General features: G+C 64.2%; 17 protein-coding genes and 3 pseudogenes. 10 read left to right on the top strand and 10 right to left on the bottom strand.

Translation table 11 applies throughout. The annotated features are described in order from the left end of the window. On the bottom strand, positions 1-456 hold the full coding sequence (locus A6E15_RS05780) for a universal stress protein (RefSeq protein WP_076144623.1): 456 nt from the start codon (positions 454-456) through the stop codon (positions 1-3). 168 nt (positions 457-624) lie between these two features. Beyond that, positions 625-1,014: a tautomerase family protein gene (locus A6E15_RS05775; protein WP_076148200.1), complete on the bottom strand. Its 390-nt coding sequence runs from the start codon at positions 1,012-1,014 to the stop codon at positions 625-627. Between the two features lie 136 nt (positions 1,015-1,150). On the opposite strand from A6E15_RS05775, the gene A6E15_RS05770 reads away from it, so the two are divergent. Beyond that, entirely contained in the window at positions 1,151-2,977 is a 1,827-nt protein-coding gene (locus tag A6E15_RS05770) for an SLC13 family permease (protein WP_076144621.1), read from the top strand. A 107-nt stretch (positions 2,978-3,084) separates the two neighbouring features. Here A6E15_RS05770 and purF read toward each other — a convergent pair whose 3' ends face one another. After that, positions 3,085-4,569 (bottom strand): amidophosphoribosyltransferase, encoded by a 1,485-nt coding sequence (gene purF / locus A6E15_RS05765; RefSeq protein ID WP_076144619.1) that lies wholly within the window; start codon positions 4,567-4,569, stop codon positions 3,085-3,087. Between the two features lie 593 nt (positions 4,570-5,162). On the opposite strand from purF, the gene A6E15_RS05760 reads away from it, so the two are divergent. Together A6E15_RS05760 and A6E15_RS05755 are read left to right on the top strand one after the other, a co-directional pair. Continuing rightward, on the top strand, positions 5,163-8,240 hold the full coding sequence (locus A6E15_RS05760) for an FAD-binding and (Fe-S)-binding domain-containing protein (protein WP_076144617.1): 3,078 nt from the start codon (positions 5,163-5,165) through the stop codon (positions 8,238-8,240). A 103-nt stretch (positions 8,241-8,343) separates the two neighbouring features. Further along, positions 8,344-10,119, top strand: coding sequence for a MutS-related protein (locus A6E15_RS05755; protein ID WP_076144615.1), 1,776 nt, complete (start codon positions 8,344-8,346; stop codon positions 10,117-10,119). Positions 10,120-10,131: 12 nt separating this feature from the next. Here the strand turns inward: A6E15_RS05755 and A6E15_RS05750 are convergent, their stop codons facing one another. From A6E15_RS05750 to dps, 3 genes are all read right to left on the bottom strand, one after another. Continuing rightward, the gene (locus A6E15_RS05750; protein ID WP_076144613.1) at positions 10,132-10,791 is read right to left on the bottom strand and encodes a DUF6735 family protein; all 660 of its coding nucleotides are present in this window, start codon (positions 10,789-10,791) and stop codon (positions 10,132-10,134) included. A gap of 280 nt (positions 10,792-11,071) precedes the next feature. Beyond that, a complete protein-coding gene (locus A6E15_RS05745) occupies positions 11,072-11,524 on the bottom strand; it encodes an SRPBCC domain-containing protein (RefSeq protein WP_076144611.1) in 453 nt (150 codons plus the stop codon). A gap of 75 nt (positions 11,525-11,599) precedes the next feature. Beyond that, entirely contained in the window at positions 11,600-12,259 is a 660-nt protein-coding gene (gene dps / locus A6E15_RS05740; protein WP_076144610.1) for a DNA protection during starvation protein, read from the bottom strand. A gap of 129 nt (positions 12,260-12,388) precedes the next feature. Between dps and A6E15_RS05735 the strand changes: the two genes are divergently transcribed. Continuing rightward, on the top strand, positions 12,389-13,672 hold the full coding sequence (locus A6E15_RS05735) for a DUF7405 family protein (protein ID WP_076144609.1): 1,284 nt from the start codon (positions 12,389-12,391) through the stop codon (positions 13,670-13,672). Positions 13,673-13,699: 27 nt separating this feature from the next. Here the strand turns inward: A6E15_RS05735 and A6E15_RS05730 are convergent, their stop codons facing one another. Next, positions 13,700-14,140, bottom strand: coding sequence for a thiol-disulfide oxidoreductase DCC family protein (locus tag A6E15_RS05730; RefSeq protein ID WP_076144608.1), 441 nt, complete (start codon positions 14,138-14,140; stop codon positions 13,700-13,702). A gap of 204 nt (positions 14,141-14,344) precedes the next feature. Between A6E15_RS05730 and A6E15_RS05725 the strand changes: the two are divergent. The 5 genes and pseudogenes from A6E15_RS05725 to A6E15_RS05705 all read left to right on the top strand — a co-directional run. Further along, positions 14,345-15,259 (top strand): annotated as a pseudogene (locus tag A6E15_RS05725) (transposase); the annotation flags it as partial. A gap of 93 nt (positions 15,260-15,352) precedes the next feature. Then, the gene (locus tag A6E15_RS05720; protein ID WP_076144604.1) at positions 15,353-16,237 is read left to right on the top strand and encodes an IS1595 family transposase; all 885 of its coding nucleotides are present in this window, start codon (positions 15,353-15,355) and stop codon (positions 16,235-16,237) included. A 659-nt stretch (positions 16,238-16,896) separates the two neighbouring features. Continuing rightward, positions 16,897-17,484, top strand: coding sequence for a tyrosine-type recombinase/integrase (locus A6E15_RS05715; protein WP_076144602.1), 588 nt, complete (start codon positions 16,897-16,899; stop codon positions 17,482-17,484). Between the two features lie 775 nt (positions 17,485-18,259). Next, on the top strand, positions 18,260-18,658 hold the full coding sequence (locus A6E15_RS20265; protein WP_139326567.1) for a hypothetical protein: 399 nt from the start codon (positions 18,260-18,262) through the stop codon (positions 18,656-18,658). Positions 18,659-19,162: 504 nt separating this feature from the next. After that, a complete protein-coding gene (locus A6E15_RS05705) occupies positions 19,163-20,161 on the top strand; it encodes an IS110 family RNA-guided transposase (RefSeq protein ID WP_076144598.1) in 999 nt (332 codons plus the stop codon). Positions 20,162-20,388: 227 nt separating this feature from the next. Here A6E15_RS05705 and A6E15_RS05700 read toward each other — a convergent pair whose 3' ends face one another. The 3 genes and pseudogenes from A6E15_RS05700 to A6E15_RS05695 form a co-directional block, all read right to left on the bottom strand. After that, complete coding sequence (locus A6E15_RS05700) at positions 20,389-21,213, bottom strand: IS5 family transposase (protein WP_076144596.1); 825 nt, start codon at positions 21,211-21,213, stop codon at positions 20,389-20,391. A 62-nt stretch (positions 21,214-21,275) separates the two neighbouring features. Next, positions 21,276-21,386: pseudogene (locus tag A6E15_RS21865) on the bottom strand (IS5/IS1182 family transposase); the annotation flags it as partial. A gap of 56 nt (positions 21,387-21,442) precedes the next feature. Then, positions 21,443-21,829 (bottom strand): 2Fe-2S iron-sulfur cluster-binding protein, encoded by a 387-nt coding sequence (locus A6E15_RS05695; RefSeq protein ID WP_076144594.1) that lies wholly within the window; start codon positions 21,827-21,829, stop codon positions 21,443-21,445. 122 nt (positions 21,830-21,951) lie between these two features. Here A6E15_RS05695 and A6E15_RS05690 point away from each other — a divergent pair. Further along, a pseudogene (locus A6E15_RS05690) lies at positions 21,952-22,290 on the top strand (hypothetical protein); the annotation flags it as partial. Positions 22,291-22,357: the final 67 nt, after the last annotated feature.

Genomic DNA, 22,357 nt, shown 5'->3' with positions numbered 1-22,357 from the left:
TCACTCCGCGGGGACGACCGTCACCGGTCGGTCGCTCTCGAGGACGACCGACTGGGCGACGCTCCCGAACAGCGCCTTGCCGACCGGCGATCGCCCCTCGAAACCGAGGACGAGCAGGTCGCTGTCGTACTCGGCGGCCGCCTCGAGGATCCGGTCCGCGGGGTCGCCGATCGCGGTCCGGACCGTCCACTCGATACCGTCCGCCTCGAGGGCGTCGACGGCCGCCTCGACCGACGCCGGGAGCGCGTCGTCGCCGGCGAGCCGTTCCATCTCGGCGGCGTACTCCTCGGCGAAGCCGCCGGCCGCCCACTCGGCGTCGGGCCCCGACCCGCCCTCGCTGACGTGGAGGACGTCGACCGAGACGGCCGTCGCCGCGTTCGGCAGGTCGCGGACGGCGTTCGCTTGCGCCCGCGCCCGAGACTCGCTGTCGTCGACCGGGAGCAACACGCGGTACATACGAACGGCTTCGGGCGCGAGACGGATAGTGGTTTCATACGGTTTCCTGTCAGTCATTGCCGGCGCACCCGCGACCCGGGCGGCGGGTGCGCCGGGACATCGGGACAGCAATCCGTATCAGGGGCCGGAGCGCGGTCGGGACGGAGAGCCGGTCGCTCCCCGTGACGATCACTCGGCGTCCTCGCTCTCGCCGTCCCACTCGCCGCCGACGCGGTCGACGCCCATCATCGACTCGCCGGGGTGTTCGGCGAAGACGATCTTCATGTTCTCGTCGGGAACGTCGAAGCGCTCCCCGACGTACTCCATCGTCGCGAGCCCGAACGCGCGCTTTCGCTCGAACGGCCGGCCGCGACGGATCTCGGCGTCCAGAAAGAGCAGCGGCCCGTCGACGGCACGGCCGAGATGGAGGGCGGCCGCCCCGCGCTCGCGGATCGAGACGGCGACGTGGCCCGCCGTCGTCGCCATCTCGGTCGTGTACAGTTCCGTTACTCGCTCGGCGAGGGCGGTCTTTTCCTCGTCAGAGAGCGATAACGTCGTCTCGAACTGTAACAGCGGCATTACCTCGAGTCGGCCGGCCACCGGCTTGGGCGTTCCGGCGGACGAGGGGCGGTCGCTCGTCGCCGGGAGGCGTCACCGCCGGCGGCCCTGTAAGCGACCACTATTTATACGCCTGTCCGTGGGAGGTCTCGAGACCATGGGAACCGAACGCGAGCGGGACGCTCGATCGGTGGCGGGGCGACTGTGGCGGTCCCTGTGGCGCGTCAACGCCCGGACGAAGGCGTATCTGACGCTCGACGCGCCGGCTATGATCGCGGACATGGACGACCTGACGGCCGAGAAACGGCGGCTCGCGCGGCGGGTGTTCGCCGACGGCGGGCGCGACCCGTCCGGAACCGACGACACCGAGCCCGATCGGGAACGCGAGTCCGACCCGGGCGGCGGTTCCGGCGGTGGTCCCCGCTCTGACAGCGGCGACGACGGCTCGCCGTTCGACGTCGGCGGCACCTACGGCCGCCGACAGCAGGTGGGGTTCGTCCTCGGACCGGTCCTGTTCGCCCTGCTCTTCCTCTCGCCGACGCCGGACGGCCTCTCGGCCGCGGGGAAGGCGGTCGCCGCCGTCACCGCGTGGGTCGCGGTCTGGTGGATGTCCGAGGCGATCCCGATTCCCGCCACGTCGCTGCTCCCGATCGTCCTCTTCCCGCTGACCGGCGCGCTGCCGGTCGCGGACACGACGCCGTCCTACGGCCACCCGCTGATCTTTCTCTTCATGGGCGGCTTTTTCCTCGCGGTGGCGATGCAGCGGTGGGGGCTCCACCGACGGATCGCGCTCCGGACGATCAAGGCCGTCGGCACCGAACCCTCGAGACTCATTCTCGGGTTCATGCTCGCCACCGCCTTCCTCTCGATGTGGGTCTCCAACAGCGCGACCGTGATGATGATGGTCCCGATCGCGCTGGCGGTCATCTACCAGACCGCCGATCTGATCGACGAGACCGGCCTCGAGGTCGACACGAGCGAGGGAAACTTCTCGTTCGGGATCGCGCTGATGCTGTGTATCGCCTACGGGGCCTCCGTCGGCGGCGTCTCGACGCTGATCGGGACGCCGCCGAACGTCCTCTTCGCCGGACAGGCCGACGCGCTGTTCGGTCAGTCGGTCTCCTTCGCCGAGTGGATGCTCTACGGCGTCCCCATCTCCGCGGTCGGCCTGGTGGCGGTCTACACCTACGTCACGCGGGCCGTCTCGCCGCAGTTCGCGGAACTGCCCGCCGGCGCGGACACGATCGACCGCGAACTCGAGCGGCTCGGTCCCATGAACCGACAGGAGAGATGGGTCGCCGTCGTCTTCGTCGGGATGGCGACGGCCTGGATCGGCTCGAGCCTGCTCGACCCGTTGCTCGGAATCGCGCCGCCGGACGACGCCGACACCATCGTCGCGATCGGCGGCGCGATGGTGCTGTTTACGCTGCCGACGACGACCGCCGACGGCGACCGGACCTTCCTGCTCGACTGGACCAACGCCGTCGACATCCCCTGGGGCGTCATCCTCCTGTTCGGTGGCGGGCTCGCCATCGCCAGCGGCTTCGGCGACACCGGGCTCGCGGCCTGGATCGGCGAGCGCCTCGAGTTGCTCGCGGGGGTCCCCATGATCGCGATCCTGTTCGCGGTGGTCGTGATGACGATCTTCCTGACGGAGGTCACCTCGAACACGGCGACGACGGCGATGCTGATGCCGATCCTCGCCGGGGTCGCGGTCGGGATCGGCGTCCACCCGTTCGGGTTGATGATCGCGGGCGCGACCGCCGCGTCGTTCGCGTTTATGCTGCCGGTCGCGACGCCGCCGAACGCGATCGTGTTCGGTAGCGGCTACATCACGCTGCCCCAGATGGCAAAGATCGGGTTCGGACTCAACGTCATCGGCATCGTCTTGATCACCCTGGTCGCGGTGGGTTGGCTCCCGATCGCGTGGGGGATCGAGATCGGCACGCTCCCGACGGAGTTTGCTGACGCGTTCCAAGGGTGACCAGTACGGTCGGTGGAACGCGGACACCGGTTGCATCCGCGAGGGAACCCGAAAAGTCATCGCACACCTGATCGCATGACAGCGGCGCGATCAGTGTGTGAATCGTTTCAGTGGCTACTATAGTCGGCCGTGGTGAGTCGTTGGTCGCCGACGTCGGGCCGGCTGACGTCGCGGTCGGTCTCCTCGCCCTCGATGTCGTAGGGGTACTCGCCGGTGACACAGCCCAGACAGAGGTCGATGCGCTCTTTCCCGAGGATGTCGGCGACGGCGTCGGTCGAGAGGTAGGCGAGGCTGTCGGCGGCGATCTCGTCGCGGATCTCGCCGACGGACTTGTCCGAGGCGATGAGTTCCTCGCGGGTGGCCATGTCGATCCCCATGTAACAGGGGGCGACGATGGCGGGCGCGCCGATGCGAACGTGGACCGCCTCGGCCCCGCAGTCTTTGAGGAGTTGGACGAGCTGCGTCGACGTGGTGCCGCGGACGATCGAGTCGTCGATGACGGTGACGGTCTTGCCCTCGATCGTCGACTTGATCGGGTTGAGTTTGAGCCGCACCGCGCGCTCGCGTTCGTCCTGCGTCGGCATGATGAACGTGCGACCGACGTAGCGGTTCTTCATCAGGCCCTCGGCGAACGCGACGCCGTCGTCGTCGGCGTCGCGGGCCTCGCCGTCGGCGGTGGTCTCGCTCGCCGCGTCCGCGTAGCCCGAGGCGAACGCGCGCCCGGAGTCGGGGACCGGCATCACCACATCGGTCTCGACGCCGCTTTCCTCCCAGAGCTTGCGGCCGAGGTTCCGGCGGGCCTCGTAGACCAGCGTGTCGTCGATGACGCTGTCGGGGCGGGCGAAGTAGACGTGTTCGAAGAAACAGTGGGCGGTGTTGTCCTTCTCGACGAGCTGGTAGGAGTCGAAGCCCCCGCCGTCGTCCTGCAGGACGACCAGTTCGCCCGGCCGTACGTCGCGGACGAGGTCCCCGTCCAAGGTGTCGATCGCCGCCGACTCCGAGGCGAGTATGTAGCCGTCCTCGAGTTTCCCGATACAGAGCGGGCGATTGCCCCGCGGGTCGCGCACGCCGAGGACGGTATCGTCGTGGGTAATCGTCAGCGAGTAAGAGCCGTGAATCCGCGTCATCGTGTCCTTGACGGCTCGTACCAGATCCTCCTCGAGCAGGTTGCGCGCGAGGTCGTGGGCGATGACCTCGGTGTCGCCGTCGCTGGTGAAGGCATGGCCCGCGCTGGCGAGTTCCTCGCGGATCTCGTCGGCGTTGACGAGGTTGCCGTTGTGACTCAGCCCGAGCGAGCCGCTCTTGAAGGAGACGGAGAACGGCTGGGCACACGAGGAGTCGACCGAGCCGGCCGTCGGATATCGGACGTGGCCGATCCCGGCCGACCCGTTGAGCGTCTCGAGGTCGCCCTCGTCGAAGGCGTCTCCCACGAGCCCCATTTCGACGTGGCTGTGCTGCTGGAACCCGTCGTGTGTGACGATGCCTGCGGACTCCTGTCCCCGGTGTTGGAGTGCGTACAGCGCGTAGTACAACGGCCGTGCCGCGTCCCGACCGTCGAGTGAGACGCCGACGACGCCGCACTTTTCGGTCATTCCTGTTCGCCGGGGAGTCTCGCCCCGCCCATCAGTCATGGGAGTGCGTAGGACACCGAACCGATAAAAACCCCCGTGTTTGTGCTGCTTCGACTCCTCTCTAAGCAGAACTATATACGTGTTCGTGTATATGTGGTGTGGGGCCACGTGACAGTGATGTTCCGTCACGGCGAGAGCGGCCGACCGGGCTCGAGTGCCCCCCTCTCGCTGAGCGGGTCTCCGAGCCGATTTCACGGTCCGGTGGCGTTCTGATGTGGTTTGCTGTCCCGATGTACCGGGAGGGCATTGTACAATACCCCACGGAGTGTTATTTTTCACAGGTGATCTGTGAATCAGTGGGGCGAAGAACGGATGTGTAAACCGTTGTATGACACTCGTGTACCGGTGCAACCCCGACTGCTCTGCGGTTGCACCGATACTGACGTACAGTAGACGTCTGACTCGAGTACGTACCGGGACGAACCCATCCGACCCACGATCGTCGAACCCCTTCGGAGTCTACAAGAGATCGGTTGGCGATCACACCGACCAGCGGTTCGAACGGTTTATCGGTGTGAAACGTATGATGGACCATTCAACGTGTTCAGTTGAGGATGACTGCAAGCTCTAACACGACGTTCGACGACGGGGCCGAAACCGGTGACCGGCGGGCCGACTACGATTTCGTCTCCGAGGACGTCGCGCAACCGGCGCTGGTAGACGAGATCCGCGACCGCGTCGCGGGGGACGTTCGCTTCGACACCTACACGCGACAGCTGTACGCCACCGACGCGAGCGCGTACGAGCTAACGCCGATCGGCGTCGTCTATCCGCGATCGACCGCCGACGTCGCCGCGACCGTCGCCTACTGCGCCGACCGGGGGATTCCCGTCCTCCCGCGGGGCGGCGGGACGAGCCTCGCCGGGCAGGCCGTCAACGAGGCCGTCGTCCTCGATTTCACCCGCTACATGGACGGCGTGGTCTCGATCGATCCCGACGCCGGCCGGGCCCGCGTCGAGGCGGGGACGGTCCTTGGCGAACTCAACGACGCGCTCGCTCCCCACGGCCTGAAGTTCGCGCCCGACCCCGCGGCCGGCGACCGCAGCGCGATCGGCGGCGCGATCGGCAACAACTCGACGGGCGCACACTCGCTGGTCTACGGCAAGACCGACGCCTACGTCGAGGAGTGCGAGGCGGTACTCGCCGACGGCACGGTCGCCACGCTCGGCGAGATCGCCGTCGAGGACCTCCGCGAATCCGCCGATCCCGAGGGCACCTTGCTCGAGCGGATTCACGCCGAAGTCGTCCGGATCGTCGACGAGGAGAGCGAGGCGGTCCGGGAGCGGTTCCCTGACATGAAGCGCAACGTCTCCGGCTACAACCTCGACGTCCTCGTCGAGGAGGCCGAGACGGGGACCGTCAACCTCGCGCGGCTGCTGGCCGGCAGCGAGGGGACGCTGGCGGTCGTCACCGAGGCCGAGGTCGCGCTCGAGCCCGTTCCCGAGACCAAGGCCGTCTCGCTGCTGTTCTACGAGAGCGTCCTCGAGGCCGTCACCGACGTCCAGCACGTCCTCGAACACGAGCCGGCGGCGGTCGAACTCATCGACGACGTGTTGCTGGGGTTGGCCCGCGACACGACGGAGTTCGAGGCGGCAGCGTCGCTGGTTCCCGACGCGGCCGACGCGGCGCTGCTGGTCGAGTTCTACGCCGAGGACGACGACCACGGCCGCGAGCAAACCGCCGGCCTGCTCGCCGACAGGGTACCGGAGCCCGACACCGAGGAAGCCCCGCCCGCCGAGCGGCCGGCGATCGACGAGACGATCGCGTTCGACGGCCTCGAGGCCCACGACGAGGGCGAGCGCGAGACCTTCTGGACGCTGCGGAAGGCCGGGCTCCCGATCCTGCTCTCGCGGACCTCCGACGAGAAGCACATCAGCTTCATCGAGGACTGCGCGATCCCGCCGGAACACCTCCCCGAGTTCGTCGAGCGGTTCCAGTCGCTGCTGACCGAGAAGGGGCGGGACGACGACGCGGCCTTCTACGCCCACGCCGGCCCGGGCGTCCTCCACGTCCGGCCGCTGGTCGACACGAAGGCAGACCGCGACCGCGAGGAGATGGTGGCGATCGCCGACGCGGTCACCGACATGGTCGTCGAGTTCGGCGGCAGCGTCTCCGGCGAACACGGCGACGGCCGCGCGCGCACCCAGTGGAATCACAAGCTCTACGGCGACGACCTCTGGCGGGCCTTCCGCGACCTGAAGACCGCGTTCGATCCCGACTGGCTGCTCAACCCCGGCAACGTCTGTGGCGACCACGACATGACCGAGCACCTCCGGTACGACGACGACTACGCGTACGACGCCGGGCTCGAGCCGTCGCTGCACTGGGACAACGAGAACGGGATGCAGGGGATGGTCGAACTCTGTCACGGCTGTGGCGGCTGTCGCGGGAGCCAGGAGACGACCGGCGGCGTGATGTGTCCGACCTACCGGGCCGCCGACGAGGAGATCACGGCCACCCGCGGCCGGGCGAACCTCCTCCGGCAGGCGATGAGCGGCGACCTGCCCGACGATCCGACCGACGACGAGTTCGCCGAGGAGGTGCTGGACCTCTGTATCGGCTGCAAGGGCTGCAAGCGGGACTGCCCGAGCGGCGTCGACATGGCCAAGCTCAAGACCGAGGTCATGCACGAGCGCCATCAGGAGGAGGGCGCGAGCCTCCGGGACAAGCTGTTCGCCAACTTCGATACGCTCGCGGCCGTCGGCAGCGCGCTGGCACCCGTCTCGAACCTCGCCCAGTCGCTGCCCGGTTCGGGCACGATCGCCGAGAAGACGGTCGGCATCGCGAGCGAGCGGTCGCTGCCCGAGTTCGAGCGGGAGACGCTGCAGGACTGGTTCGAGCAGCGAGGCGGCTCGCGCGTTTCGGAAGCCGACGCCGAGCGGAAAGCGATCCTCTTCGCCGACACCTACACGAACTACAGCCACCCCGAGGTCGGCAAGGCGGCCGTCCGCGTCCTCGAGGCCGCGGGCGTCCGCGTCGACGTGGCCGACCGGACCGACAGCGGCCGGCCGGCGCTGTCGAAGGGCTTTATCGATACCGCCCGCGAGGCGATCGAGGCGAACGTGGCCGAACTCGAGCCCCGGATCCGCGAGGGCTGGGACGTCGTCGTCGCGGAGCCCTCCGACGCGGTCATGTTCCAGTCCGACGCGCTGGACCTGCGCTCGGGGACGGCCGTCGAGCGCTTCGCCGCGAACTCGTACGGCCTCTGTGAGTACCTCGACACCTTCCGGCTCGACGAGAACGTCGACTGGGCGGCGCCCGACGAGTCGGTCGTCTACCACGGCCACTGCCACCAGAAGGCCGAGAAGAAAGACCACCACGCGGTGGGGGTCCTCCGGCGGGCCGGCTACGCCGTCGACCCGCTCGACTCGGGCTGTTGTGGCATGGCCGGCACGTTCGGCTACGAGGCCGAACACTACTCGCTGAGTCAGTCGATCGGCGACATCCTCGTCGACCAGATCGAGGACAGCGGTGCCGACGTCGTCGCCGCGCCGGGTACCTCCTGTCGGACCCAACTCGGCGACAGCCGGGTCGAGCCGGTCCCGGCCGATAGCTCCCTCGCCGGCGGTTCGCTGGACGGCGAGTCGCCGCCGACGCCGATCGAACTGCTCGCACACGCCGCGTCGCGGTAACGCGGGCTCGCGCTCCCCGCGCCGAGGCGTTCGTCCCGGTTCTACGGCGGGCTCGAGCCCGCGAGGCGCAGTGTTCAAGACGGTCGCCACGAGTCACCACCGTATGCGACTCGAGGAGTACTGGGGCGTCGGCCCGAAGACGCGCGAGCGGCTGGTCGACGAACTGGGGACGGAAGCGGCGGTTCGCGCGATCGAGAACGGCGACGTCCGGGCGCTCGCCGACGCCGGGCTCGCCCGCGGGCGGGCGACGCGGATCCTCCGGCGGGCGACCGGCGGTGCCGGCATGGACGTTCTGGCGACGAGCGACGCGCGGTCGGCCTACAAGGAACTGCTGGACCTCGCGGTCGACCACGCCGTCACGCAGCGGGCCGCCGACCGCATTCGCGTGCTGACGCCGCTCGCCACCCGCGAGGCGATGGAGGACCGTCTCGACGACGTGATCGCGGCTCGCGACGCGTGGGCCGCCCTCGGCGAGGCCGACCGCGAGGCGGTCCTCTCGGCCTACGAGCGCTACGACGAACGCGAGGGCAGCGAGTACGCCGCCGTCGAGGCCGCGCTGGCGCTGCTCTCGGCCGGCGTCGACTCCGGGCCGTTCGCCGCGATCGCCGACCTCGAGCGCGACCGGCTCGCCGACGCAGCCGACGCGCTGGCGGCGCTCGACGGGAGCCGGGTCCGCGAGGGGGCCGACGACGAACTCGATCGCCTCCGGGACGCGCTGGGAGCGATCGAGGACATGGACGCGAACGCCCTCGAGCTGATCGAGGAGCTGCGCTCGGAGGGGGTTCGCGACGTCGAGAGCTTCCGCCAGTCCTTCGAGGACCACCTGCTGACCGAGACCGACGTGACGATCGATCGCGTTCGGGACGCGATGGCGACCGACGCCGCCGACGCGACGGACTTCGTCGGCGGGACGCTGCGGACCCTCCGGACCGACCTGACCGAAGCGGTCGACGAGCGCGAGGACGCCGTCGCGAGCGACCTCGAGGACACCCTCGCGGACGCCAGCGAGGCCGTCGACCGGGCCGTCGCGGCCGTCGACGACATCGCCTTGCACCTGTCGCTAGCTCGCTTCGCGCTCGAGTACGACTGTACGCGGCCGGTCTTCGTGGAGGGTGAAGAAGCCGCAGTCTCCGTCGTCAACGCGCGCAACCTCACGCTCGCGGCTCGCGACGACGAATCGGTCCAGCCGGTGACCTACGGGCTCGGCGACCACGGCGTCGCGAGCGTCCCCGACGGCGTCGGTTCGGTCCCCGGCGAGCAGCGGGTCGCGGTCCTGACCGGGGCCAACAGCGGCGGGAAGACGACGCTGCTCGAGACGCTGTGTCAGGTCGTCCTGCTGGCGACGATGGGGCTGCCCGTCCCGGCCGATCGGGCCGAGGTGACGCCCGTCGACTCGCTGGTCTTTCACCGCCGGCACGCGAGTTTCAACGCCGGCGTCCTCGAGTCCACGCTCAAGTCGATCGTCCCGCCGCTCTCGACCGGCGGGCGCACGCTGATGCTGGTCGACGAGTTCGAGGCGATCACCGAACCCGGCAGCGCCGCGGACCTGCTACACGGGCTGGTCACGCTCTCGGTCGACCGCGAGGCGCTGGGCGTCTTCGTCACCCACCTCGCGGACGACCTGGAACCGCTGCCGCCCGAGGCCCGCGTCGACGGCATCTTCGCGGAGGGGCTGAACCCCGACCTCGAGTTGCTCGTCGACTACCAGCCCCGCTTCGACACGGTGGGTCGGTCGACGCCGGAGTTCATCGTCTCGCGGCTGGTCGCCAACGCGGACGACCGCGGGGAGCGGGCCGGCTTCGAGACGCTCGCCGAGGCGGTCGGTAACGACGTCGTCCAGCGGACGCTCGCGGACGCCCGCTGGACGACCGGCGAGTGACCGAGTCCCGGCTCAGCCCCTATCACCGCCCGCCTCGCCGTCCCACCCGTCCCCCTCGTCACGCTCGTTCTCGCCGGTTCCGTCCCCATCAGCGTCGCGTTCCCCGTCGGCTTCCTCGAGTCCGTCCGCGCCCTCGAGCCACCGGTCGAGGGGCGGGTCGTAGCCGCCCGCGGGATCGTCGGCCGGCGCGTCGCCGTAGGAGTAGCACCGCCCGTCGAACTCCTCGCAGACGCGGGCCTCGAGGTAGGCCTGTGCGGCTCGCCGCGAGAGAACGCCCATCTCGATGACGTCGGCCAGCGCGGTCTTGGTCGCGCGAAACCAGACCCTGACCGCGCGGTCGTCGGCCGGCTCCGTCGCGACGATCGCGCCCCGGCCGCCGTCGCGGCCGTCGCCCCACTCGAGCCAGCAGACCCGATAGGGATCGACCGCGTAGCCGGCGTCGGGAGCGACCAGATACAGCGCCTCGTGGACGCGCGGGTCGAGGTGATCGGTCAGGATCCGGTCGCGGCTGATCGAGTCCGCGAGCAACGCGCCGTCGATCGCGCCGTCGGCCAGCGGCGTCCGCGGCGTGATCGCCGCGGCGAGGTCGAGGGTCTCGCCGCCCCAGTGACTGTACCGCAGGTCGTAGAGCCGGTCCGGTCGCCGGTAGGCGACCAGCGCTCTATGTCCCATGCGCGTCCCTCGCTTGCGGACTCGAGGCGGTTCGATCGCGGCACGAACGACGGAGCGTGGGGTCGGTCACGGGAGGGCTGGCCGCCCGTCCGTACTTGAACCCTCGCTCGCGGCGCGTTCGGCGTTCGCTACAGCCGCCGCTGAATCAGTGATACGCTGATCTCGACACCGTCGTGCGATCAGGTGCGCAACGACTGTCAGACGGTTTACTGTCAGTCGTTGCCGGCGCACCCGGGACCCGGGCGGCGGTTGCGCCGGGAAATCGGGACAGCAATCCGTATCAGTGGCTACTATCGGCGGAGACTCGCCGCTCCGCGCGGGTCGCGATCGCCTCGTTTATCGCGACGAAGGCCCGCTCGAGGCGCGCCTCGTCGAACGCCAGACCGGCGAGCGCGCCCCGGACCGTCTCCCGCTGGAGCAGCCGGGTTCGCCGGCCGTTTTCGAGCGGCTCGAGGTGGAACTCGTGGTAGCGATCGTACGCGAACGGCACGACGAGCCGATCGTGCCAGGCGAGCCGTCGCGGCGGGTCGGCGGCGACGACCGTCGGCCCGACGGGCCGGGGGCGGTACGCGAACGCGTCGCCCCGTTCGGGACCGTCAGTCGCGTCGACGGCGACGCCCTCGATCGTTCGCGTGAGTGGGTCCCACTCCGGGTAGCTGTCGAACGTCAGGAGCGCGTCCCAGACGATATCTGGCGGCGCATCGATCTCGACGAACGCCTCGACCTGGTTCATGCGAATACGTACCACTCGGGGACGGATGGCGCTGCCGGAATCGGGTTCGGTTCCGCGAGCCGGCCGGGACGACGCTTACGCGCTGTCGTTGAACCGGCGATTCGTCGAGAGCGGTGCGTCGCCGGGCTCGCCCCGGACGAAGTGGCCCGCCGGATTGATCTCGCCGTCCCGCTCCATCGAGAGGAGTTCGACGAACCACGCCTCGTGTTCGATCTCCTCCTGGAGGATGCGCGAGGCCATGTCGTAGGTCCGTGGGTCTTTCCCGTGTGTCATATCGCAGACCTCCGACCACGTCCGGATGGCACAGCGTTCGGCCTCGAGCAGCACCTCGAGGATGCCCTCGGCGTCGAGGGACTCGGTGTCGAAGCTCCCGTCGCCGGCCATCGGGGTCGGTACCTCGGCGTCGGGACAGGAGGCCCGATCGGCGAAGTCCCGAATGTCGTTGGGGAGCGCGCCGCCGAGTTCGTACACCCGCGGCGCGACCAGTTCGAAGTGCGCTCGATCCTCGAGGCGGGCGTCCTCGGTGATCTCCTTGTAATCCTCGTGGCCGGCGAGATGCATCCGCAGATTGGTGTAGTAGTAGTAGGTCGTGAACTCGGCACCGATCGCATCGACCAGTTTCTCGCGCAGTTCCTCGGGCTCGAGTCCGCGTTCGCGAAGCACCGCCATCCCGACGCGCTCGCTCGTGTCTCCCGCGTCGACGTCGCCTGCCGCGTGTGGTTTCTCGTCGGACATCCACCGGTCCACTCCCATAACTCGGCCCATGAAGCTTTGCTTGCAACTGCCGAGGATCGGTGACGGTCCCGGCGAAGGTTCAGCGGAGAGACCACAATATCCTTAGTCGTCAGCACCCCAGAGTCGTGTATGGACAGGTCGGACCGGGGACTCTCGCGTCGCGGATTCGTCAAGAGCGCCGTCGCCGTCGGCGGGGCCGCCGGGCTCGCCGCCTGCCTCCAGCGCGAGGAAGCCGAGGACGTCCCGCAGGCCGTCCGCTCGCCCGACGAACTTCCGACCCGACAGCACGCATGGAACGAGTTCCTCGCGACGGACGACCACGGCAACGACGTGCCACCCAGACACCACCTCCTGCTGGCCCTCGAGTACGTCGGCGACGGCCCCGCCGACGTCGCCGACGAGCGCGACCAGCTCGAGGCCGCGTTCCGGACCCTCGAGCGGGCCTACAAACGGGGCAACGAGGGGCTCGCGTTCACGGTCGGCTACGGCCCCGCGTACTTCGATCGCTTCGAGGCCGACCTCGAGGGGGTCGAACTGCCCGCGCCCGAGCCGCTGACCGAGCTGGAGGATCCCACCCTCGACGAGTACGACGCGCTGTTGCATCTGGCCAGCGACTACGGCCACGTCACCTTGAGCGCCGAGGAAGCGCTGAAGGGCGAACTCGAGGAGCTGAACGGACTCGAGGTCGAGGGCACGTTCGAAGGGATCTTCGAGGTCGCCGAACGCCGGACGGGGTTCATCGGCCGCGGGCTCCCGGCCGAGAAACAGTCGGGCGTCGCCGGCATCCCCGACGGCGAGCCGGTCCCCGAGGACGCGCCGATGTTCATGGGATTCAAATCCGGCTTTCGACGCACGCAGGCCAGCGAGGACCGCGTGACGATCGACGAGGGACCGTTCGCCGGCGGAACCACGATCCACCTCTCGAAGCTCCACCTGCATCTCCAGCAGTGGTACGATCAGGACAGCCGCGAGCAACGCGTCGCCAAGATGTTCTCGCCGGCCCACGCCGACGAGGGAGTCGTCGAGGGGGCCGGTCACAACCTCGGCGACTCGAGTCGGGTGGCCGAGGTCGCCGGCGCGGCCGACGAGGCCGCCCGGCGGCAGGGGACCGTCGGCCACGCACAGAAGACAGCCCGTGCCCGCGAGGACGGCGAACCGATCGTCCTCCGGCGGGACTTCGACTCGACCGACGACGACCGGGCTAGCCTTCACTTCCTCTCGTTGCAGCGCTCGATCGACGACTTCGTGACGACTCGGACGGCGATGACGGGCGGCGACCTCACCGAGGGGTCGGTCGGCCGGCGAACGAACAACGGCATCCTCCAGTATCTCACCGTCGTGAATCGGGCGAACTACCTCGTGCCGCCTCGGGAGCGGCGGTCCCTGCCCGAGCCGACGGCGACGTCTGAGTGAGAACGCGAGCGAACGGTGGGAATTTGATCAGCGCGAATCGGACGGAGCGTGCGTCCGACCCGCGCTTGCTGCGAGGTCGTCGAACATGGCCGCGGCGTCGTCGGCCATCGGATAGGCGTCGTGATAGGGGTCGATCTCGCGGTCGGCCCCCGAGACGACCCGCACGGCGTCAGCGAGTCGCTCGTAGTTCTCGCCGACGATGTCTTGGACCAGCGCCGGCATTCCCGCTCGCTCGCAGAGTTCGGTCGCGGCCACACGGCCCGCCCAGACGGTCTCGGCCTCGCGATCCGCCAAAAAGAGCGCGAACGGCGTCTCGCCGAACTGGGCCTCGAGAAACCGCTGTGGCGCCGGGTCCGACCACGCGACGACGCCGACGGACTCGAGTTGGCGCACGGCGGTCGAGGCGGCCGAACAGAACGGGCAGTCGCCGTCGTAGAGCAACACGCCGGTGAACCGCGGGTCGGTCATACCCGAGCGTCGGTCGCGGGAGCCGAAAACGTTCGGCGGGCAGTCGCCGGTGTCGGCCGGCTCGAGACGAGGGAACTATAGTAGCTCTTGAAACGATTTACACACCGCTCACAACGCTGTCCTGCGATCGGGTGTGCATTGACTTTCAAGGAGGGTGTCATAGAACGAGTAGCACACCAAAGAGCAGGGTGAACGCTGTGGTGGATGAGCCCAGCGACCCTGCAAGATGATCCTTCGGTAGAGACGTTCTTCAATGTCGTGGAGACAGAGACGCTCGCGTTGTTTGAGCACCTTTCATTCGAGTTTCTCGAAGAGTTCGACGTGTTCGCCCCGGCGGAGACGGGGCGAACACGAGATCACGAGCCACCAGAGCTGATGCGTGGCTTCCTCCATTGCTACTACAAAGACATCTACGGCATCCGCCCCGTCGAACGAGAGCTTCAGAATGCAGTTGTCTGGCTCAGTTGTGGCTTCGATCGACCGCCGTCGAGAGACGCGGTCGATCGCTTTCTCACCGATCTCGAACACGTCGTTGACGAAATCTTCGACCACCTCGTCGAGCAGGCCGCCCGCCGCGGCCTGCTCGACTTGACCTACTGCATCGATTCGACTGACGTGAGGACGATGCCAGCCGATCAAGATGCGTCGAAATGCTACGATCCAACCGCCGAAGAATACTACTACGGCTACGGCTGTACGATCGTCTCGACCGGACAAAAGATCCCTATCGCCGCGGCATTCACCGAGAGCAAACAAGCACCAGAAGAGACGGCGATGCGCGTCACGCGTGACGCGCTCGCCGTCGAACAGCCGATCTGGATGGTCGGTGATAGTGCCTACGACACGCTTGACTGGCACGACCACCTGCTGGCCGCAGGGGTCGTGCCAGTCGCTCCGTACAACGCACGAAACACTGACGACCCGAAAGATATCGAGTACAGGGTCGAAGACCGCATCACTGAGCACAGTAAGGACGTTCAGTTGAAGCAGTCGACGTTAGACGAGACGTACAACCGCCGCACAGGAGTCGAACGAACCAACAATGCAGTCAAAGACTGCGGCCTCGGGCACGTCCGAGCCCGAGGCCGCGTCCATGCACGAGCGCAGGTGTTTCTTGCTCCGCTCATGGGTAGAGGATTGTTGGTCAGCCCGCAGCAGTAGCTGAAAGTCGTAGCGGGCAAGGGTGGCGCGTTCGCGCCACCCGACGAAAGCATGATTCCACTCAAGACGTTCGTCTCGGAGCGTCGCGCCGCGAACCTGCTCCAACAGGTTCGCTGGCGTGACGGCGTCTATTGCCCACGCTGCCGTGCCGAATCTGTGATTCGGTACGGCAGCTATCGGGTGTTTCAGCGATACCGCTGTAAGAATTGCGACCGCACGTTCAACGATCAGACCGGCACCGTCTTTGAACACTCAGCGGTCGAACTCAGGAAGTGGTTTCTCGCCGTCTACACCTACATCCGCTTCAACACCAGTCTTCGGCAGTTAGACGTAGAGATCGATGTCTCCTACAAAACAGTGTACCGGCGCGTCCAGCGCTTCCTGCGAGCGCTGGACGCGCCTCAGCCACAACTCGAAGGACCAGTCGAGATTGACGAACTGTACGTGAAAACCGGGCTCAAAGGCCGCGAGCGCGACCGTCCGTCGCGCTCGCGTGGCCTGTCCACGCGCGGAAGAGGATCGTACGAACAGGACAAGCTACCCGTGTTTATTCTGGCTGATCGCGGCACCGGCGACCGCTACGTGATCCCAGCGAAAGCCGCTGATGAATCGACGATTCGACTCCTCCTTGCTGACCGCAAAGAGGAGTCGCTCACGGTCTATACCGACGGCTTTCGAGCGTACGAACCGCTTGATGAGGACGACGCATTCGACCGCGAATACGTCGTCCACGGCGACGGCGAATACGCCGATGGAGACGTTCACGTCAATACCTGCGAGAGCCACGGATCGCTGGCGCGATCCTGGCTCTCGCCCCATCGAGGCGTCTCCAAGGCCAAGCTCACGCCGTATCTCCGAGCCTTCCAGCTCCGTCGCCGCGTGTATCGAAAACCGGGAAAAGAAGCGCTGAAAACCATCCCCAAAACTGCGCTATGAGTCACCAACAATCTCCGCCACAAGAGCGTAAGGGATAATGCGCATGTTTTCCATTCTTCTCTAAGAGTATCAATTGATTCGTTCAAAGTAGTCATATTATGTCTCTGTGGATTGTCTGATTCTACAATAAGTTCGCGAGCCTCATTCAGTGTCTGATCCAATATAATTGCAGATGAATAGAACCGGATCACTGCCTCTGCTTCTTCTGGCGTCAAAAGAGAAATTTCCGAAGAGTTGGATCGATACACCTCAACTGAGATGAGGCTATGTGCTGGGATTTGGTTAGCATAATCCGATGATTTTTGCATAGCTAATTCGTCCATAGAGCCAAGTTCGCTCAAAAGTGATCGCCGGAGGTTTTCAATTCGTTCTTCTTTCCGATTCTTGCGGGACTTCTCTCGTGCCACATAGGTCCCATACGAGCCCAGAATCGCACCTACGGTAGCGCCTCCAAGAGTCGAAATAACACTGATATCAACCATCGTCCGTACTTTCTCCTGTTCTACATACTATGTTGGTCCAACATAATTACTTACCAAAGCCACCTGTCCGAGAACTGCAGTAGAGTCGGACAGAATCACCCCGATCTCCCCCTTGAGGACCACCGAAAGAACTAGATTGCTAGCGGTTTTTGTCCGGAATGCAGGCAACCCGGACGCATGAATCTGCAACAGCACGAGAACCGCGACGACATGAAGGTCTGGCTCAGCCAGAACGAAGTAGAACAATTGCTCGAGGCGGCCGACGATACCCAGCAGCGGATCGCGTTTGCACTTGGGGCGCGATGCGGGCTCCGCTCACACGAAGTCCTCGACGTTGCACCGGAGGACATCGTCGATACCGACGCTGGGACGATGCTCCGCGTCTGGCACGGGAAGGGTGACAAGTTTCGAGAGACGCCGGTCCCGCGAGATCTCGCGACGACCATCCGGACGGTCGACGACGTGCGCGACGCACCGACCAGCTCGTCGCTCGTCGAGATCACGAGTACACGGTCACTCCGGCGGTGGGTGCGATCGGCGGCAGATCAATTGCACGACGAGACAGGAGATGCCGGCTGGGATCACCTCGGGTTCCACGATCTCCGACGGACCTGGGCGACTGCACTTGCCTCGGAAGATGTCGACCCGCTTCTGGTGTGCGACTGGGGTGGATGGAACGACCTCGAGACCTTCCTCGAGCATTATCGGGGCAGCTACAGTCCTGAAGTGCAGCAACGAGAGCGCCAGAAAGTTAGTTGGCTCTGAAGAGTATTGATAGTAGAATAGTGCGCGAAACAATTTCACCTACCCATGATTGGTGGTATCTCTTTGCCCCTATTCGTCCTTATATCCACAAATTAACTTTAATTCTACAAAATAGCAGGAATGATCGATATAACCTTATCTCCAATCTCTGGTAACGAGTATCGAGATTCGGTAGGTGATAGAAGTTTATCTATTAACGACTTAGTTCAAACAGTAATATTTTAGTATTAGAACTAATTATTACTAACCGGATGTCTAATAGAAGCTCAGGCCGATCCCTGAAAAGACGAACCGCTCTTAAAACATCCGCCCTCCTCCTCAGCACTGCTGGGGCAACGGGTATGACAAGCGCGGCCAGCGCTGGAAAATTAAGCGAAAACAACAATGCTCGCCAAAAGGCAGAAGCGCTGATTCACGAAAACCAACCCTCAAAAGCAGTCTCAGTCCTGAAGAAAGCCGGCGTTCCACACCTCCATGCCGAACAGTCTGTTCCTATTTCGAAGGACCCCACTGCATTAGACTCAGAAGAGAATGGGGGGTGGTGTTTCAACTCAGGACTTTTTCACAAAACCAGGTTCTGATGATATCCACACCATTCTGTATGAAACGGATACGGATGGGGTCTGGCATCTGAGTGTGAGCTGGGATTTCAACCGCAATTCTGATATCGACGGGCCGGAGCCTACAGATGGACTGATCTTGGCATGAGATGACTCACATTTCAAATATGACAAGGGGGGGGTCACTTAAATATCAGGTATCGCATGTGTATGATATGCCAACAGAAACTGTGACGCATAGGAACGGTCATCAACTAGAGGGTGGAAAGTACGTTGATTATATGGAGGTGTCTGACGGCCCGCTCATCGGTGATTTCAACAATGGCATCGGTTTCCGGATCTTCGACCATGCACAAGAGTCGGATGGAGTTCATGTATATTGGCCGAAAAGACAGTATGGCTCTGCAGAGGTGCATATTGAACGTCAGTCTGATGGACCTACAAATATTCAGACACTATTTGAGCATACGTGGTCAATCGGAAATATTTCACAATTTGACCCAATTTTAAATACTAGCATATCAAGAAATGCTTCTTCTGTTGATGTTTCGGTACCCTATGAGGCTGATTCTTGGAGTGCGGATGCAATAAAAGAGATACCAGATAACCAGTAGCCATTGGATAAGGCATATTGATAGGCGTACGAGTTGAGTTAAATCTTAAACCTTTTACATCTGACCATTGTATTAGGCATATGAGCGAAGATAACAATCGATTCATACTAATAGTAACACTATTGGTATTTATACTACTTAATAGTCTTGAGAAACAGCCTACTCGGTGGTTCCAACAAGCATCTTTTTTCCTGTCATATGGGGTTCTCCTCTATATTATATATTTAATTACGTCTACCTTAGCACAGTATCTTCGATCAGAGTAGTTAGTCTTGCTCTGTTGACTCGATGGAAATCCTGCTATCCCATGAGAGCGTGAAACAAGTATGGGACGCAAGAGGCCGAGATCTATTCCGTGCTCCGAAGCACGTGCTGTTGACTGGCCCAAGTGCGTAGGAAGCCGAGTCCTGGGCATTACAGCCCGACTGCCGCTCCTGGCGGCAGTCGGGAAAGCCCGTATAGGTGAATCTCTGTTTCACGCACCACCGTCCCGAGGTGAACCCAATGTTCATCGGAATCGACGTACACAAGCGGTACTCACAAATCGCAGTATTGGACCAAAACGGTGAGATCGTCGAAGAGGTTCGCGTCGAAAACGCGAACCTCGACGACTTCGCCCAGCAGTACGCCGGGTCAAAAGCCGCGCTTGAAGCGACCAGCAACTACTACCACATCCATGACACTCTTTCAGAGTATCTGGATGTGACCGTCGCTAACCCCGGCGAATTGAAGTTGATCTCCGACTCGGACAAGAAAACTGACCGCGTTGACGCGAAACAACTCGCTCGGATGGTTCGGTTAGGATCAATTCCTGAAAGCTACGTTCCAACTGACGAGGTTCGGCAAGCCCGCGCACTTGTGCGCGGGCGCCAGAAGCTCGTCGAGAACCGGACCGAGTACGCGAACAAGATCCATGGCTTGTTGAGTGATCACGGCATCACTCGGGAGGTGAAGCCGTTGAGTGTGAAGGGACGAGAGTTCCTAGCGGAACTCTCGCTCCCGGCCCCGTGGGATGCGTTGTTGGAGTCGTATCTGGAACTCATTCAGGTGCTCACCGAACAGATTGAGTCGTTAGAAGCAGAGATCGAGGAGCGGGCTGGGTCTCTGAAGGAGACCCAGCTCCTGATGACGATTCCTGGTGTGAGTTACTTTACGGCGTTGACGATTTACGCGGAGTTGGGAGAGATAAACCGGTTTGATCGGGCCAAAGAGGTCGTAAGTTACGTTGGATTGAACCCGATAATCCGCGAGTCTGGCGACTCGCGGTTTGAGGGGAGCATCTCGAAGCGAGGATCAGGACGAGTCCGGTGGCTGCTCGTTCAAGCGTCATACTCAGCGGTACATACGTGCAAAGACGAGTACCTCAGCCGGTTCTACAACCGGTTAGCTCGAAAAAAGAACTCGAAGACAGCGATTGTAGCAACCGCCCGAAAGTTGCTGGTTTCAATGTATCACATGCTGGATCGTGAGGAGGTGTACGACCCACCAGGGGTGAGTGCCTGAGCGCCGCTCCGGCGGCGCTCATTGGCCGGTTGGTGGCAGCGTGAGCGACTGCTCTCGCAAACAAGAAATCCCCCGCCTGATGGTTGTCTCAGTAGCTATCGGTTCGCCGGTTGTCGATTCTACGTTCGAAAACTACAGCAAGTCCTCGTCGCCGGAAGAATTATCTTGGCAAGCGTGGTTTGGTCAGTCAGCAGAATTTCCATAGGTGAATAGATACTGAATCACGGTTACAGCGGTTCACACAGCGATTCTATATTGATGAGGGTGAACATCAAGACAATTTTACGGAACTGGCGATACCAGCCCAGCGCTCGCACGGCGTCGCCGAGCGAGCGCTTCGTTGTTGAGTACGAGGTTTCGGCCATCCAGCGCTGAGAGTAACCTTTTGCCCGGATGAGCGCGTTGTTCACGACTGCATTCGGCGATGAGCCGCGGTAGTGAACAAGGTACTCAACGTCAAGTGCAGAGATTTCGTACTCAGTGTGCCAGTCTTGGAACCCGTTGTCGGCAACCACGGACTGCAGGTCGTCCGCGTTTCGGCGGACGACCTGCGGTCCAGTCTTCGTATCGTGCTTCCACCGTGCTGTGATATGGACATCAAGAACAGCGAGCGACTCTATATCAGTTAATGTCGTCACTTTCAGCGTCTGCACGGTATTTCCTGACCGCTGGCGGAAGTACGACGATGAACGGCGGCGGTCAAAGAACGTGCTGTCGAGAGCAGCGTGGCCAGACTGCGGGTGTTGCTGCGCTGAAACGCGCAGCAACGCCCGCCACACCCACATTTTCAGCCGGTCGAACGACTTGTAGATCGTGCTGTAGTCGGGGAGGTTCTCTCGATCGAGACCGAGCACGTCACAAACCTCGGTCATATACTTCAACCGATTCGGCGTTTCACGGTAGCTGTGGCCTTCTTCGAGCCGAAAACAGTGTAGGACGACATGGACCCAGCGGGCGAACCCGCCGCTGGCGGGCTCGCCCGCGTGCTTCCCCAACGCTTGTTTGGCTAGGTCACGACACTGCTCAATGAAGTCGAGGAGATCGATTTCCATAGGACAGAATCGAATTCCTCGGCTTCATCCTTCTAAGCCAGTGATATCGGCTGATTAGACCGCTGTTCAACAGAGCAGAATGAAAGGTGCTCAAACAACGCGAGCGTCTCTGTCTCCACGACATTGAAGAACGTCTCTACCGAAGGATCATCTTGCAGGGTCGCTGGGCTCATCCACCACAGCGTTCACCCTGCTCTTTGGTGTGCTACTCGTTCTATGACACCCTCTTTCAAGAGCTACTATAGCCGAGCTTCGACCGCCCCGGCGGCCTGTCGTGGTCGGCGCGATGGCGGAGCAGTTCGTCGTACTGTTCGACCACGACGACGCAGTCGGCGCGTGGCCGGGCGACACAGGTCAACACGAAGTTCTCGGCCTCGTCCTCGGGGTAGTACCGCTTCGCGTTACTGTGGTCGACCTCGCCCTCGAGCAGTCGCGCGCCGCAGGTGATACACCAGCCCTGCTGGCAGTCCGCGGAGAGCCACAGCCCCGCCCGGCGGGCCGCCGCGAGGATCGCCTCGTCCTCGCGGACGTCGATGGTTCGGGACTCGCCGGCGGCCTCGAGGTCGGCGTCGTCGGGGACGCGGAGTTCGACCTCCCACGTCGTGGGCGCTGTCACGGGTACACCTACGGCCGACGGGGAAAAAGGGCTGGGCCGGCGGTCCCAAACCCGCCGATCCGCGCTCGACGTGGGTTCCGCCTTCCCCAGGGTCTTTCTCCTCGGGACCGGTCCGAAACTCGATGCGAGCCGCAGCCTTCACCGACCTGATCGGCCCCGAGGGAGTGCGGACGATCGAGCGCGACGAGTCCGGCCCGGGCGAAGCCGCCGTCGACGTCGCGGCCTGCGCGATCAATCGCCACGACCGCTGGATCCTCGAGGGCGATCGGCTCGTCTCGCTGCCCGACGGCGTCGACGCGACGACCGCCACCGTGATCCCGACGGCCGACACGACCGCCTTTCACATGCTCCGGTGGGCCGAAGTCGGCCCCGGCGCGGCCGGCGGCGAGTTCACCGCGCTGGGCCAGTCGGTCATGCGACGCAGCGGGACGACGGCGATCTGTGGCCGCACGGCGGGCGGGAACGAAAGGGGCTCGCGCTCTGGCCGAGCCCGGACGACGCAAGCACCGTAGGGAGTGAGCGAAGCGA

The sequence above is a fragment of the Natrinema saccharevitans genome, assembly GCF_001953745.1.
Taxonomy (GTDB): Archaea; Halobacteriota; Halobacteria; order Halobacteriales; family Natrialbaceae; genus Natrinema; species Natrinema saccharevitans.
This window is presented reverse-complemented; position numbering and strand designations above follow the sequence as displayed.